This is a genomic window from Paenibacillus sp. J22FR5 (genome assembly GCF_059691975.1).
The window spans coordinates 47194-62683 of sequence record NZ_JCAUAN010000006.1 but is presented as its reverse complement, the minus strand read 5'-3'; the positions used below and the strand labels follow the sequence as shown (position 1 = coordinate 62683).

The following is a 15490-nucleotide window of genomic DNA, read 5'->3' as shown; positions in this document are numbered from 1 at the left end:
TTACGCTCTGTTTCTATACTCTTGAGGTGTATACCCGTAATGTTTCTTGAAAATCTTGATAAAATAGTGGGGAGCTAGAAAACCTAGTTTGCTACTGATATCAGCAATTTTAAGGTCAGTATGCTCTAAGAAATAGGCAGCCCTTTCCATACGAACCGAAAATAAATAATCTCCAATCGTTTCACCCGTTACGGTTTTATATACCTTTGATAAATAACTAGGGTGGAGATTTACATGCTCTGCAATCATTTGTAAGGATATTCCTTCTGCCAGATGCTCGTGTATATAGGCTTTTATTTTTGCTGTGATTTGTTGATGAGAATCCTCTATAATCTTCGATGAGTTTTCTTTCATTAATCCGATAACATTCTCTGCCCACATGTACAATCGTTGACTAGTTAAAAATCCTGCTTTGCGTAGAAACAAATCGAAGTCTTCTCCCAACTGCTCTTGCAGGTTGCCTTTCTCCTTCTGAAGCACCAATGAAAATGCGGAAGAAAGATAAAGGAAAATAGAGAAAAGCTGGTCATAGCTTAATTCTTTTTCTGTTTCAGCGATATGAAGGATGCGCGCAATTTTCACCAAGGCTTCATCCCAACTGCTTGAATTCAATAAATGATTGAGATGAGGGGGCTCATCAACATTCATGAGGATAAAATCTTTATCGTTATGGATTTCATCATGAGACGTCAGGAAATAGCTTTTATGTTTGCCGACATTACGGTTTATGGAAAGGACAGCCCTCTGATAAGAAGCAGTTATATCCTGAGGAAATAGGCTTGGACTGCCAACGAATACGGATATACTCCCCTTCAAGAACGTTTCCACATGATTTTGTACTTTTAACGCCAAGGAATGAATTAGCTTTTCGGAATCAGGCTTGGAACTCTTAATCAGAAAAATGAGATATCCTTGGTCGCATGTAGCGTGCCACAGCTCGAAGATGTCGCTGAATACTTCCTCAGCAATGTTGGTGACTGCATACTCCAGCAAGGAGAGGGACTGTAGGTCGTAGCCGGAGAAGTCTTCCTCCAACCGTACTAGCATCATGATGAAGAAGTCACCAGCCTGGAAAGATAGACCAAGCATCTGAAGTCTTTCCTTAAGGATGTGCGGAAACATAGGTTTATTATTCATTATGTCATTAAGCAGTTGGTCCCGCAGCAAGGGGAAATTAGACTTTAAGGTATATTGGATGCGCTGATAAGAGCTGATTTCCTCCCATTCTGCTTTAATAACATCCATTGCTTTCTGAACGGTTTCAATTAGTTCTTCAATAATGACAGGCTTTAGTAAATAATTAAATGTATTCGATTGGAGTGCTTTTTGCGCATATTGAAAATCATCGTGACCAGAAAGAATGATGCACTTCATTTTCTTAGATAATAGATTGATGTGCTCGATGAGTTCTAGCCCGTCCATTTCAGGCATTCTGATATCCGTTATCATAATATCAATCGCTTGGTGTCCGGCGATTTCAAGGGCTTCCGCGGCGGAATAAGCCCGGTGAACTTCCTCTATGCCATAGTCGGACCAAGGAATCGTTAGTGCCAGACTATCCACCACTGATTTCTCATCATCAACGATTAATAATTGGTACATTAGGCTCACTCCCATTTACAGTAGTCTTATTCCAAAATAAGGTGACACATAAGCCGCCTAAAGGGCTTTTTGAAATCTCAATCCCGGATGGGCTGGTAAAATAAATTTGTAAGCGTTGCTGTATGTTCCATAATGCGCACCCCATGGATTCATCCAAGGGTAGTTTGATTTTCTGCAGCAAACCTTTTATTTGATCCTCTGTCAAACCTTTCCCATCATCCTCAACCGTTATTCGATAGGTGCCCTCATCTTCGCAGCCAACAATTCTAACCATGCTTGCCGCTTGTTTTTTCTCAATCCCATGTATAATGCTGTTTTCAACCAGAGGTTGAAGGAGTAATTTAGGTATGAGTATACCATTCATCTCAGCCGGAATTTGGATGTCGTAATTCAAACGATCCATCCTCAAGCTTTGAATGGCCAAGTATTTTTCAATAACAGCCATTTCTTTCTGTAGTGTGGTCATGGTTTCATCCATACGAGTCGTATACCGAAAATACTCTGCCAGATTTTGCGTCATAGCGGTAATCGCATCCGTATTTCCCAATCGAACCATATTATTGATGAAAAAGAGACAATTGTAGAGAAAATGAGGATTGATCTGGGCTTGAAGCTGCTTTAACAAAGCTTCCCTGGATATGATTTTTTCTTTATATACTTTTTCGATCAATTCTTCGATTTGTTCAGCCATTTCGTTAAAGTTATCATACAGGTAACTGAACTCATTACCAACGTTTCGATTGATCCGGAAAGAAAAGTTTCCCTGCTTCAGGAACCGCACACCTTTCATTAGATCGGTTAATGGAATTTGTACTTTGCGGTAAAGAAAGAGTGAGATGACAATGACGGAAATCAAAAGTACAAAGCATGCCAAATAAAATAAGTTTTTTGATTTAACAATAGGGCTTAGCGCTTCATCTAATAGCGTATAATCGACCATGTACCATTTCATGGTTTGTGATTGTACATAATGTACAAAATAGTTTTGATGATTGATGGTGAAAATCTCGCTGCCCTGTGCACCTAATTCCTGTTTGCCAATTAGTTCGATAATCTGGTTAGCAATCGTTAGATCCGAGCTTGAATTAAAAATTGTTTTTTTTTCTGCGGTATAAAAAAATGGATCACTATGACGTTCAACTTTCGTACTGTCGAGCAGAGATGACATGTTTCTCTTAGGAAAGGAAACTTGGATCCAAAAATCCGGTTCTTTTATATATTTAATAAAATTGGTTTGGGCGGAATCCATGTTCCAATCCAGTGCTGCAGATGCTAAAGGTGGATCTTTCGTTATAGGTGATCCGATCCATTTTTGAAGGATAGGGGAATAAATAGCGAGTTGGTTATTCCAACCCTCCGAAAAGCTCTGTAGGTTCATTTTCTCAGAAAGGTCCTGCTGCAGCTTAATTTGATCATAGGAATCCATGGCGTCTATAGATGGCAGCAGAGAAACGGTTCGATCCTTATCAAGTGCATTAATTAGCATGTTTAATTGTTCGATATTATGGTCCATGGTATTCATGACGAATTTTAGTTGGTTCTGACTGTTATTTTGGATGTCCTTCCGAACAATATCCAAACTGGAATTAATGGAATAGGAGTAAATGGATAAGATACAAGCAAATAGAAACAGTGTAAGAAAGATCATATTATAGAAGGTGCTGCTTCTTTTTCTCATATGGACATTCCTTTCAACAATGGAATAACTTCATTGTAGTTAGGATGTAAGAATAAAACAACTGAAGTTAATAATGAGCTATGTGATGTTTGTTTTGCGTTATATCGAGGTAGTTGGTTCCGTCTTATAATGAGGAAGCAAGGCACACAGAAAATGAGAGGGGTTACATGAATGGCTAAGAAATTAAAATTTGCAGCATCGTCCCTTGTTGTTGTCATGAGTTTGGGATCCATTGTTGCCTGTAGTTCCAATACTTCGGAGACAACGCCTTCTGCTTCAGCATCGGCAAATCCGTCTGGTTCCAAACTCCATATTGTGAATGGAAAGATTGATCCGCCGGTCACGCTTACTACGGTGAGAGGAATTGACAGCACAGCAAAGTTCAAAAATGGAGAGACTTTTGAAAATAACACTCATACCAAATGGGCGAAAGATACACTCGGGGTTGATATCAAAACGCTCTGGTCGTCTCAAATGTCTGATGCTTCCTACGACACGAAGCTGAAATTGATGCTTTCGTCTGGAGACAAGCTCCCGGATGTCATTTTTACCACAAGTAAAGATACACTGAATATGTTCATTGAATCCGGAAAAGTGATGTCAGTAGACAGTGCATTTGATAAATATGCAGGGAAAGTTTGGAAGGATGCTGTGGCCGAACAGCCTGATGCATGGTTGCCTTTCCAACGGGGTAAACAAAAAATGGCGATCCCGCGGCTTCAAGCAACCACTACTTCCGAATCGGTTCTTTGGATCCGCAAGGATTGGATGGACAAGCTGGGACTTCAGGCTCCGAAATCTTTATCTGACCTAGAGACGATTATGGACGCTTTTACGAATAAAGATCCAGACGGTAATGGAAAAAAGGATACAATGGCGCTTGATTTTGCAATAAAAGATCAAATCGTCGGATATCCTGTTGGCGACATCTCTTGGCTGTTCGGCGCTTTCGGTAGTATACCTGATCAATGGACCAAAGATACGAATGGAAAGCTTGCATTTGGCTCCACGCAACCTAGTGTCAAGTCTGCTCTTGCAAAGATAAAGGATTGGAAGGACAAGGGATATATTGCTGATGATATTGCACTTCACGATTGGAATAAAATCGTTGAGAACGTAGCTTCAGCCAAGGTAGGCATTGTAGCCGGGGCAAACTGGTTCCCAGCGTATCCAGGTTCCATGGTGTATGCGAAAGACCCGAAGGCCGATTATGAACCGTATGCATTTCCGGTGGGACCTGATGGTAAAAAGGGTCAAACCGTATCCGATCCATTCAATGGCGGTTTTGTCATCAGCAAAGATATCTCGCAAGAGGCGCTTGAAGCATTCTTTTATTATATGAATACATTGTGGGATGCTAGCAGCTCAAATGATCCGTTTGTGCTGAAAGGCTTCCAAGAGAACTATGATTATGTTATCCAAGATGGTAAAGCGGTATTTGACAACGATAAAATTCCTGGCGGGCAAGTACAAACGATGAAATATACGCTTCAAGGTAGTATGCCGCAACCCATGTCCAAATTTGTTGAAGTGTCGAAGAAGATCGCCAAAGGGGAGACTTTAACCCCCAATGACATCGCATTCACCAATGCGAATGGTGTTAACCCTAAAGACCCGTTGCAAGGCATACAAGGAAAAGCAACTTTAATTACGATTGATCAAAAAGGTTCAGACTTACCTAATCTATTTACGGGACCAACAACATCCACTCAAAGTTCCCGTGGGGAATTTTTGAAAAAGTTAGAGCTTGATACGTTTAATCAAATTATTTACTCGAAAGTTCCGATCGACGAATTTGATAACTTCGTTAAGAAGTGGCAATCCTCTGGTGGCGATCAGCTCACTAAAGAAGTAAACGATTGGTACAGTTCCGTAAAATAATAATGGGGCAGGCAGTGTCTTGCCTGCCCTTTCTTAATAATGTGAGTGGGAGTGGTAGATATGGAAGCCTTACAGAAGGTAAATAGACGAGGCGACAGCTGGCAGTTATATCTGATGCTGCTACCGGCAGTTATTTTTACGGTAATTTTTATTTATGTTCCGATGGGCGGGGTTGTCATGGCCTTTCAGGACTATAAGCCTTATACAGGGATCCTTCATTCAAAGTGGGTGGGCATGGACAATTTCAAGTTTTTGTTTACTTACCCAGATAGCAAGCAAGTCATATGGAATACGTTCATCATAGCTGTGCTGAAAATCGTCTTTGGAACCATTGCAACATTTACCTTTGCACTCTTACTTAACGAAGCACGAAATAAATTCATGAAAAATTCTGTTCAAACGATTGTGTTTCTGCCACACTTTTTATCATGGGTTGTTCTAGGCGGCGTGTTTATGGAATTATTGGCCCCGAACGGCGGTTTAGTGAACCAATTTCTGCAGAACGTGTTGGGGATGAAGCCGATCTTCTTTCTTGGCGATAATCGTTTTTTTCGAGCGACCATGGTTGCAACCGAAATTTGGAAGGAATTTGGATATGGTTCGATTCTATTTCTAGCTGCTCTTGCAGGTATTAATCCTGCGTTATATGAAGCAGCTGAAATCGATGGTGCAGGCAGGTGGAAACAAACGCTAAATATCACCATCCCATCGATCGTCCCGACATTGGTCGTCGTGGTTACCTTGTCGCTCAGTCAGGTATTGAATGCTGGCTTCGATCAAATTTTCAATTTGTACAATCCGCTTGTTTATCAGACAGGTGATATTATAGATACTTTCGTATACCGGATGGGTCTCATTAGTGGAAACTTTAGTGTTTCAACCGCGATTGGACTTTTCAAATCCGTCGTCGGCCTTGTGTTGATTATTACCTCGTATCGAATCGCCGGGAAGTTTGCGGGCTACAAAATATTTTAAGAGTGGAGAGAATCGCCATGCATGCTATAAGTCCAGGCTACAGAATCTTTCAGGGCGCCAATTTTATTTTCTTAAGTCTACTTGCTTTACTGTGTCTAATCCCAATGATTCACGTTGTTGCCGTTTCCTTTAGTTCCGCATCTGCGGTTGCCGCACATGATGTTACATTCTGGCCTATTGAACCCACACTGTTTTCCTATAAGAAAGCGCTTGGAAACCCTGAACTATATCGATCCTTTATCGTTTCGGTGGAAAGAATCGTTCTCAGCTTTGTCATCGGGTTAACGATCACGTGTATGGCTGCTTATGTCATGTCCAAAGGAGGAGGGCGCGACGGGATCGGAGGTTATCGATTCTTCGTCGGATTTTTCGTTGTCGCGATGCTGTTTAACGGCGGAATGATTCCCACATATCTACTGGTAACGAAGATCGGGCTGTACGACTCCATTTGGGCGCTGGTGCTTCCCGGGGCCGTCAGCATTTTCAATCTGATTCTCGTGATGAATTTCTTCAAAGCCCTCCCCAAAGAACTGGAGGAAGCTGCTTTTATGGACGGTGCGAATCATTGGATCGTATTTAGCAAGATTTTCTTGCCCTTGTCTCTTCCAGTCTTGGCGACGGTCGGGTTGTTTTTGATCGTGAACGACTGGAACGAATGGCTGGCCGGAAGCATCTATATGAAATCCAATCATGTGCCGCTTGCCACTTATCTGAAATCCATCATAGCCATGCCTGATGTGAATTCCAATAATGCCAAAGAATTGGCTCAAACCAATTTTCAAGCACTTATGTCCGCTCAAATTGTGATCGGTGCTCTGCCGATCCTCGCCATTTATCCAGTGCTGCAACGTTTCTTCACGGCTGGAATCGTCATTGGGGCTGTTAAGGAATAGGAATAAACGGACCGCTTAAGGTTAAAGAAGTCCTGCCCTTTCGAAGAAAGGGGCGGGACTTCTTTAGGTTGAGGCGGAAGCTGATGAAAGTGGCGCGATTCCACATAGTTTTCGATACGGCTGTCTTATTATATTAATGAAGAGAGATTTATAGGGTATGGGTATGCATGTGAAAGACAGGAGATGAATATTGTGGAGTCCGCTCAAGCATTATCACAACCGGTAACGAAACATGAAGTTAAGCATCAGGGACTACTACTTGCAGGTTTATTCATCGCGATGCTTTTTGGAGCATTGGATGGAACGATTGTTGGTACCGCGATGCCAAGAATCATTGGGGAGCTCGGGGGACTGGGATTGATGACTTGGTTAACGACCTCCTACATGTTAACCTCAACGGTAATTGTTCCGATTGCGGGAAAATTGTCAGACTTAATCGGTCGGAAAATGGTCTATGTTACTGGCCTTATGATCTTTATTATCAGCTCCGCTTTATGCGGAATGTCCCAGAATATGACCGAACTAATCATTTTTCGAGCGCTACAAGGGATTGGCGGGGGAATCATGATGCCAATGGCCATGATCATTGTCGGTGATCTTTTTACAGGTACTCAAAGAGCACGGTGGCAGGGGATTTTTGGAGCGCTTTTTGGACTATCCAGTGTCATTGGACCTCAAGTAGGAGGCTTACTCGTCGATAGCTTGAACTGGAGATGGGTATTTTATATTAATTTACCCGTGGGGATTGTCGCTACGATCCTGATTGCCGCGGCGCTTCCGAAGCATCGTTCGGTGGAAGCTGTTCGTTTTGATGTGGCAGGCATGTTCACGATGATCATAGGGGTTGTCGGTTTACTTCTCACCTTAACCTTCGGAGGGAAAGAGTTCGCTTGGGGTTCATGGCAAATTATTGGCTTGTTAACCGTTTCGATTCTTTTTATCCTGGCATTTGTTTGGGTAGAGACGAAGGCGGCAGAGCCCATACTACCCATGCGTTTTTTTAAAGATCGTACGTTTACATTGATCAATGCGATCGGGTTTCTGATGAGTGTAGGGATGTTCGGAGCGATGATGTTTGTCCCTTTATTCATGCAGGGAATTCTGGGAATCAGTCCATCGGCAACGGGAACTATCATGATGCCGCTTACCCTAACCCTGATTGGTGCGAGTATCCTTAGTGGCTTAATCATCCAAAAAACAGGTATTCGCTTGCAGATGGTGGTTGGCTTATTGATCATGGCGATTGGTTTTGTCTTTCTCGCAAGGATGGGCATGGATACAAGTACGTTAACCACTACGATGATTATGTTTATATTGGGGCTAGGGATGGGGCTGGTGTTCCCAGGATTAACTGTAGCCCTGCAAGAAAGCTATCCGCAAACTGATCTAGGAATCGTAACCTCTTCCAGCACGTTCTTTCGTCAAATCGGCGGAACCTTCGGGATGACCGTTCTTGGAGCTATTATGAATATTCAGTCCAGCAGTCTGCTGACCAATCGTTTGATTCCCGTTTTGAATCGATTGCCTGAGAAAGACCCGGCGATCGAGAGCATCATCTCCCAAGTTGATCGTGATCCGCAGCAGTTGTTCTCGTCATTATTAAGTCCGAGTTCTATTGCGCAAATGCCGAAAGTATTCCTCGATAATGTGGTTCCTGTTATGAAAATAGCGCTAGTTGATTCACTTCATTCGGTATTTCTCTGGTCTCTCGGGTTTGTTGTAGTCGGTCTTGTCATCTGCCCGTTTATTGGGAAAATCAAGATTACCTCTCAAGCAAAAAGCAAAAAGAATATGACCCAGCTGCATTAACTTTTCACTCTTAAAGGAGACTGTGCAGAATGAAGGAAGCTCTGGAAGCGGCAATTCCACTTGATTTTCAACTCGATTTCACCGTGGGACCGCTTTGGCCGATCACGACTCCCGCTATCAGGGATAGAGACGACCCTCGTTGTAGACAGGGCCTTCACGTAGGTACGCTCTGCTTTACCGGTTCGTATCAGGGGCAAATCCCTGCATCGGAAACCGTCGACGTCGAACGTGCCTGCAAGCTGGCAGCGGTTACTGCTGCCCGCAAGCATGTCGGCGCTTCGGTTGGAAAGCAACTCATGCTCGTTTTGGACTCGTTCTCGGGTGCCATTTTGGAGCTTGGGGAAGTGTGCGATACATTCCGGGGGAAAGTGAATGGGCATGCGCTGCAGAGAGAGTTGGACGTTCGATATCCATTTGACTTCGGGTTGTCGTATACCACATTTGAGTATTCCGATTTGAATGTACAAGCCGATAACAAAGAAGAAGAAATCGCTGTTCAAGTCACTTTGAAGATTAAAAATGTCGGAAATCGCTTTAGTAAGGAGATTGTCCAGCTTTATGTACAGGATAAGGAAAGTAGTTTAAGACGCCCGATTCGAGAGTTGAAGGCTTTTACGAAGGTAGCCTTGCAACCTGGGGAGGAAGTTGAAGTCTTCTTTACTCTGACGAAAGGGGTTTCTCGTTCTATCACGATACGCTGAAGGCTTGGTATATGGAACCGGGTGAATTCGAGATCGCAGTCGGGACCTCCTTAAGAGATATCCGTTTGAGTCAAAAGATTACACTTCAATCGATCAACCCGACCCCAATCCCACTGAATATCGATTCCTACATTTATGAATGGGAGGCTGTCCTCCTATGCTGAAGGCACTCTTTGAAGGAATGAAGCAAACGATTGGAACGGAGGAGTTCCTATACATGTTCGGTTCAATGCCTCTTCTCCGTTTCGCACGTTTTCCATTAATTCCGCTGACGGACGAACAGGTTTTCTCATTCATCGGGGATTTGAACAGAAGCGATGATAATCGTAAATGACCGCCAATACCACAGGCTGCCGCTGAGCAGTCTTTTCATTTTTCAGCGCAAAGCGGAAGTTAAGAGTCGCGTGAAAAACGTGACTTTTTTTTCTGCAAATACACACAATCTGAAAGTTGACATATATCGACTTAGTATGTTCTAGAGGATCTGAGACATATAATAATTTAACTTGATGTTATGGGGGAATTAAGGTGAAGTTTCGGAGATTGGGCAACCAAATGTGGGATATGTCTCATTTCCCTCCAGGATTAGAATTGTATACATTGCGTAATGAAACCAAAAACGACTTTTATGGCACACTAGAGAAAATAGCAAATATGGGATATAAAGTAGTAGAGTTTGCAGGTTATGAAAAAATATCATCTTCAGAAATGAAAAAGTACTTAGACACTCTTGGTTTAAAGGCGATATCTACTTTAGGCGGCGTCGAGTATGATTTCAATGAACAAATCAAATACGCTAAGGCCATTGGCGCGCAGTATATCGTGGTCACATCTCCCAAAGAGACTTTCAACGATGATTCCAAAATTCAAGTGCTTATTAAATCTCTTCGAAGTTTTGGAAAAGAGCTTCAGCGTCATGGTCTTCAGCTCTTGTATCATCCTCATGATTACGAGTTTGAAAAAAAAGACGGACATTATTTCGTCGACCGTTTGTTGGAGCATGTAGGTAGTGATCTTATGCAATTGGAACTCGATCTTTATTATGTGAAGAAGGCGGGACTGGATCCGCAAGCCACCCTTCAAAAATATAAAGGCCGCGTTTCGCTCATTCATATCAAAGATATGGATCAAAGCGGGGACTTCGCTGATGTTGGCAGCGGTACGATCGATTGGCCCCCGATTTTTCGTATGTTGAATGAAGTTGGTGTCAAGTATTACTTCGTAGAGCGTGATCAAAGTCCGCATCCGTTGGAAAGTGTAAAAATGAGTCTGGAATATCTTCGGTCTATTGGCGTCGTTCCTTCAAAAACGTAGTTATTTCAATTGTTGGACAATAAAATCGGCTGTGCGAATGGCAAGGGCAACGGTAGTGAGCGTCGGATTGGCTGTACCGCTTGTCGGAAGGATACTGTTATCTGCAACATAAAGGCCTTGTACACCATGGATTTGACCATAACGATTGGTTGCCGAGGTCATAGGATCATCTCCCATACGGCAGGTCCCCATTTCATGCGAGCCGAAATCATACGGATGAAAGAGAATTGTTTCACCGTTATTCGACATCAAGGGAACTTTCATTGCATTGGATGCCTGCTTCACCGCTTCTCCCATTTGCTGAATGACGAGGCGATCCCGTTCGCTGTAAGTAAAATGCATCTGAAGCTCCGGTACCCCATATTCATCAGGTCTCTGCGGGTTAAGGCTTAGATAATTGTCAAACCGAGATTCGATCCTTCCATAAGCCAAAATAGAAAGGTTCAATTCTTTGCTCAATGGCTCTACAGTATCCTGGCCACTCTTCATATAAATGGGTCCACTAAATTGTATTTGATAGGGGCGACGTTCGGTTCCAGGAGTTAGTATGAGAAGAGGTCCCAAGCTCTCCGGAAATTCGTCACGTTTTACTTTTCCCATGGCAGAGACCTTGGAATGCCCGCTTAAATAATGGCCAATTGCTGTCCCTTCAATCCCCGAATTAAGCAGGATTTGCGTCGTACCCAATGTGCTTGCAGATAGGATCACGTTTTTTGCTTTTAGAAAATAGCTTTTTTTATCTTCCGACATGACTTTAACGCCTACGGCTTTTTTATTTTCTGTGAGTACCTTGACGGCTCGGCTATTTATGGCCAAGTCGAAAGGAGAGTAACTCATAGCCTTTGCTAAGAAAATAATGGAACTGAAATAGACGTTTGAACTGAGCGTCTCATATGCCAATGTTTCCAAATTTAAGGCCATAGGGGTATCGATTGATTCTGGAAATCCATTCAGCTGCAGCCAATTTAGAAGAATTTGTGTGAGTGAGGCTCCTTTAGTAAAGTTCTGTGTTACACTCATGACCTTTTCTGCAAGGTTATAATAAAAATCCATTTCTTGAAGCGAGACGGGCCAGTCTATAATTTCTGAAACAGGCATGCGTGGACAAGCCACTCCCCAGAACAAGGTTCTGCCGCCAAGGGCATAGAGTTGGGGGAATGGTACATCGGGATTGCTTGTAAAAACATTGTTTATATATTTTTCGTAAAGCTGGAAGTCCATAGTAGCAATATTAAGCGCATGAGTCGGTATTAATAGACTGCCTCTTTCAATAATGCCGATGCGTTTGCCGCTGTGTCTCAATTGTTGCATGATTCTCCACAAAGCAGCCCCTCCTCCAGCTCCGGTACCGACAATAAGGACATCATAGTCTTTGCTTTGCATCTCATCTAGGGAAGTCAAGGGAATCCATTCATCCTTAAGTTTCTCCATACTTTTTGTCGGTAGGGCAAGATCGGGAAGTCTTACTTGTTTGTTAACAAGATTTATATCTGGATCGATGATCTGCGGATTAAGTAAAAGCAGATGCTCCAGTTCAACATGATTTTTCCGAGCGATAATTCGAAGCGTATCGGCATGACGAGCGATACAGATCTTCAACAATTTTACACACCCTTTCGTTTACGCTCTTACATATATATGTACGAAGAAGTGGTCTATGAAGAAAAAATGCATATTCTTAAGCAACGTGTGTAATACCCCATTTCAAAGAATTTGGCAGATAACCTTAAGCGCATTGAGGAGATTTTTGTCGATTTCCAAGATATTCAAATCCTTCCATGGAGATATGAACCTGAACTCAATAATGAGGCATTTTCTGTTTATTTCGATACGCTTGTTCAAGGGAAAGAGCTGAATTTTTTGAAGGAATCCCTTCAGGATTTGGTGACTCATGAAGTTGGACCGGCTACGATGATTACTCCTGATGATGTAATATCCCATTTCAGAGCGATAGAATCCAATATAAGGATTTGTCGTCCTCTTCACCAGACGATGAAATGATGATGAATCATTCACAAAATAGCTGAATGTAAGTGATACTGCTTAACGCGATAGTATCGAGTTTCCGCGATCCATAAAAAGAATTGATTAAAGCATCCTGAAAAGGGCGCTTATTTTTTTTGAAGATAATTAAACCAATTGACGGATTTATTCCCCTTGAGTGTAAATGGGTTGTCATAAGAAAAAAAAAGACAGTGGCGATGGCGTTTTCCTCAAGCGAATTTTAAAAGATATTCCCACCAAATTTCTGAAGTTAAGATTCGACTATACAACCTTTAGATTGAGCTATATAACGCTGCATCAGAGTTTTGTACACTTGGATTGTATAACAGAGAAGGCTACTATGGAGGACTGAATATGGAAAGAGAGCTATCGAATAAAGCTTTAGCGGGAGATGCAATGGGGCAATTCTCCCTAAATATCTCAACCGGCCTGCTTGGGATGATCACCTATTACTATACGGATATCGCCGGGGTTTCTGCTGGGTTGGTCGGGACGATCATGCTGTTGACCAAAGCGCTGGACGCTGTGGCTGATGTAGGGATGGGGGTTCTCGTCGACCGGACACGGTCCAAGCATGGGCAAGCGCGCCCATGGCTGTTGTGGATGGTCATTCCAATGTTTGTATCGATTTTACTACTGTTCTCGGTACCTGATGCGGATCCCGGAGTGAAGGTTGTCTTTGCGGTCGCTACCAATATCTTGTTCTTTATAGGCGTATATACACCACTTTCCATTCCTTATGTAAGCTTAATGGTATTAACGACAAGAAGCCCGGCAGATCGATCTCTCATGGGCATCTTTCGTTCGGGATTCGGATATTTGGCAGGGATGGTTGTGGCAGTCGGATTCATTCCGATGGTAAACGCGATGGGAGGCGGAAAGCAGGATTGGATGCTGCTCGCTGCGATATTCGGAGCTGTTGCCTCCATCGGTATTTATATCGCCTTCCGTACGACGAAGGAGAAGTACAATACAGAACAACTGAAGGAGCTGGGTGAGGTCAAGAAGTCGTTGTCCTTATGGGCAGGGACCCGATTGTTGTTCACGAACAAATTCTGGCTTATCATCGCTGCTTCCAGCATGTTAGCCAGTATCTTGTTTGCGTTATCCGGTACTGCCGGGATGTATTATGCCAAATACATTTGGGGCGATGTCAATCTGGTCAGCATCATGGGCGGTATCGGTCTTATACCCGTCATCGTCGTTTTCTTGCTTTCTGGACCGGCGATCAAGCGAATCGGAAGACGCAATACGGCTATCCTTGGGCTCATTATCGGGATATTCGGGTTGCTCTTGCGTATCATCGATCCTGCGAGTGTTACGATCGGCCTCATCGGCTCCTTGATCCAAGCCTTCGGGATGATTCCGCTTATGATTGTGCTTTCGCCGCTTATGGCGGATACGATCGAATACGGAGAATGGAAGCATGGACAGCGCATCGTCGGACTAACGAATAGCGTTAGCGGCTTCTTTGGCAAAATCGGCACCGCATTCGGGACTGCTTTAATCGGCTGGCTGCTGGCCTGGGGTCATTACCAGGAAGGGGCAACGGTTCAGATGGAGTCCACCAAGCAGATGATCATTATTTTTAATATTTATATACCGCTGGTCATTTATGCATGTATTGCCGTACTACTGTTCTTCTACTCCCTGGAAAAACAATATACGCACATCTTGGACGACTTGGAGCGTAGAAAAGACATCATCAGTTAGTAGATTACGTTTGCTGATGAGAGGAGCGTTAGAATGGATTATCCAATATTTCCCGGAAGTTTTTTCATCAAGGACAATGTACCGATCCATACGGCATTGACTGAAGAGGCACCTTATCTGATGAGACATCAGCATGATTGTATCGAAGTCGCTTATGTTACAGAGGGAGAGGGACTGCACTATATCGGTGAAAGTACTCTGAGCGTGACCAAAGGCGACTTGTTTCTCATTCCTGCCTACGTATCTCACGTATTCCAGCCGAAGGAGTTAACAGGTGAACGACCGCTAAAGCTTATCAATTGCTTATTTTATCCCGATATGCTGGACGCAGCGGAGTTGTGTCAGATTAATCATTGGCGGGTATACCGCGAGCTTGGTGACGAATTCAAGCAGCTTCTGGACGGTATGCTTACAGAACAACAGAAGCAAATAGAAGCTCCCATGGGGCTTTTGACGTTATGGAAGAAGCTGATCGTACTGCTTCAAACCAAACCACAGAAGACGGATTTGAATTGTGTTGAAAGTAATGAGGTTCCGATTCACCAAGCAGTCCAACATATGGGATTCCGATTCGTGAACCCGCTTCCTATAACGGAAATCAGTCGGTTCGTTTCCATGAGTACCCGGAATTTTCAACGCTTGTTTAAATCCCTTACCGGACGATCCTATGTACGAATGCTGCAAGAAATTCGAATGCTCCACAGCTGCGGAATGCTTCAATATACCGATTGGAGCGTTCAGGCTGTCGCTGAAAAGGTCGGCATCTATGATATGAATTATTTCTACAGGTTGTTTAAGGATCATTTCGGTACGACGCCAGCAGCGTTTCGGCTGCTTCACAATCGCTTGGGAGCGTTATGAAAATGGCGTGATTTCACATAGTTTTTCAGAATGAGGTTTTGTTATCTTTAGTTAAGAAA

Annotated in this window: 13 protein-coding genes; 10 read left to right on the top strand and 3 right to left on the bottom strand. The window is 43.2% G+C overall.

Features of this window, described 5'->3' with window-relative positions:
- A complete protein-coding gene (locus AC58P7_RS10915) occupies positions 1–1602 on the bottom strand; it encodes a response regulator transcription factor (protein WP_497342644.1) in 1602 nt (533 codons plus the stop codon).
- Positions 1580–3280, bottom strand: a complete 1701-nt coding sequence (locus AC58P7_RS10910; protein WP_497342642.1) for a sensor histidine kinase — start codon at positions 3278–3280, stop codon at positions 1580–1582. The genes AC58P7_RS10915 and AC58P7_RS10910 overlap by 23 nt, the downstream gene beginning before the upstream one ends.
- Positions 3281–3451: 171 nt before the next feature.
- Here AC58P7_RS10910 and AC58P7_RS10905 point away from each other — a divergent pair, with 171 nt between their 5' ends.
- The 7 genes from AC58P7_RS10905 (at position 3452) to AC58P7_RS10875 (ending at position 10853) form a co-directional block, all read left to right on the top strand.
- A complete protein-coding gene (locus AC58P7_RS10905) occupies positions 3452–5161 on the top strand; it encodes a type 2 periplasmic-binding domain-containing protein (protein WP_497342641.1) in 1710 nt (569 codons plus the stop codon).
- Between the two features lie 60 nt (positions 5162–5221).
- Complete coding sequence (locus AC58P7_RS10900) at positions 5222–6136, top strand: ABC transporter permease (protein WP_497342639.1); 915 nt, start codon at positions 5222–5224, stop codon at positions 6134–6136.
- A 17-nt stretch (positions 6137–6153) separates the two neighbouring features.
- A complete protein-coding gene (locus AC58P7_RS10895) occupies positions 6154–7029 on the top strand; it encodes a carbohydrate ABC transporter permease (protein WP_497342637.1) in 876 nt (291 codons plus the stop codon).
- A gap of 183 nt (positions 7030–7212) precedes the next feature.
- A complete protein-coding gene (locus AC58P7_RS10890; RefSeq protein WP_497342635.1) occupies positions 7213–8838 on the top strand; it encodes an MDR family MFS transporter in 1626 nt (541 codons plus the stop codon).
- A gap of 29 nt (positions 8839–8867) precedes the next feature.
- Positions 8868–9539, top strand: coding sequence for a fibronectin type III-like domain-contianing protein (locus tag AC58P7_RS10885; protein ID WP_497342633.1), 672 nt, complete (start codon positions 8868–8870; stop codon positions 9537–9539).
- Between the two features lie 157 nt (positions 9540–9696).
- A complete protein-coding gene (locus AC58P7_RS10880; RefSeq protein WP_497342632.1) occupies positions 9697–9873 on the top strand; it encodes a hypothetical protein in 177 nt (58 codons plus the stop codon).
- A 194-nt stretch (positions 9874–10067) separates the two neighbouring features.
- Positions 10068–10853 carry a sugar phosphate isomerase/epimerase family protein gene (locus tag AC58P7_RS10875; protein WP_497342630.1) on the top strand — a complete coding sequence of 262 codons (786 nt, stop codon included), beginning with the start codon at positions 10068–10070 and terminating at the stop codon, positions 10851–10853.
- Here AC58P7_RS10875 and AC58P7_RS10870 read toward each other — a convergent pair whose 3' ends face one another.
- Positions 10854–12455: a GMC oxidoreductase gene (locus tag AC58P7_RS10870; RefSeq protein WP_497342628.1), complete on the bottom strand. Its 1602-nt coding sequence runs from the start codon at positions 12453–12455 to the stop codon at positions 10854–10856.
- A 111-nt stretch (positions 12456–12566) separates the two neighbouring features.
- Here AC58P7_RS10870 and AC58P7_RS10865 point away from each other — a divergent pair, with 111 nt between their 5' ends.
- The 3 genes from AC58P7_RS10865 to AC58P7_RS10855 all read left to right on the top strand — a co-directional run bounded on the left by AC58P7_RS10865 (position 12567) and on the right by AC58P7_RS10855 (position 15431).
- Positions 12567–12854 carry a hypothetical protein gene (locus tag AC58P7_RS10865; protein WP_497342627.1) on the top strand — a complete coding sequence of 96 codons (288 nt, stop codon included), beginning with the start codon at positions 12567–12569 and terminating at the stop codon, positions 12852–12854.
- A 357-nt stretch (positions 12855–13211) separates the two neighbouring features.
- On the top strand, positions 13212–14570 hold the full coding sequence (locus tag AC58P7_RS10860; RefSeq protein WP_497342625.1) for an MFS transporter: 1359 nt from the start codon (positions 13212–13214) through the stop codon (positions 14568–14570).
- Between the two features lie 33 nt (positions 14571–14603).
- Positions 14604–15431, top strand: a complete 828-nt coding sequence (locus tag AC58P7_RS10855) for a helix-turn-helix domain-containing protein (RefSeq protein WP_497342623.1) — start codon at positions 14604–14606, stop codon at positions 15429–15431.
- Positions 15432–15490 lie beyond the last annotated feature (59 nt).

Excerpts from the sequence above, each read along its gene's own strand:
- AC58P7_RS10885 (WP_497342633.1), top strand. The coding sequence starts at position 8,868 with ATGAAGGAAGCTCTGGAAGCGGCAATTCCACTTGATTTTCAACTCGAT.
- AC58P7_RS10895 (WP_497342637.1), top strand. The coding sequence starts at position 6,154 with ATGCATGCTATAAGTCCAGGCTACAGAATCTTTCAGGGCGCCAATTTT.
- AC58P7_RS10915 (WP_497342644.1), bottom strand. The coding sequence starts at position 1,602 with ATGTACCAATTATTAATCGTTGATGATGAGAAATCAGTGGTGGATAGT.
- AC58P7_RS10880 (WP_497342632.1), top strand. The coding sequence starts at position 9,697 with ATGCTGAAGGCACTCTTTGAAGGAATGAAGCAAACGATTGGAACGGAG.
- AC58P7_RS10905 (WP_497342641.1), top strand. The coding sequence starts at position 3,452 with ATGGCTAAGAAATTAAAATTTGCAGCATCGTCCCTTGTTGTTGTCATG.
- AC58P7_RS10890 (WP_497342635.1), top strand. The coding sequence starts at position 7,213 with ATGAATATTGTGGAGTCCGCTCAAGCATTATCACAACCGGTAACGAAA.
- AC58P7_RS10860 (WP_497342625.1), top strand. The coding sequence starts at position 13,212 with ATGGAAAGAGAGCTATCGAATAAAGCTTTAGCGGGAGATGCAATGGGG.
- AC58P7_RS10855 (WP_497342623.1), top strand. The coding sequence starts at position 14,604 with ATGGATTATCCAATATTTCCCGGAAGTTTTTTCATCAAGGACAATGTA.
- AC58P7_RS10900 (WP_497342639.1), top strand. The coding sequence starts at position 5,222 with ATGGAAGCCTTACAGAAGGTAAATAGACGAGGCGACAGCTGGCAGTTA.
- AC58P7_RS10910 (WP_497342642.1), bottom strand. The coding sequence starts at position 3,280 with ATGAGAAAAAGAAGCAGCACCTTCTATAATATGATCTTTCTTACACTG.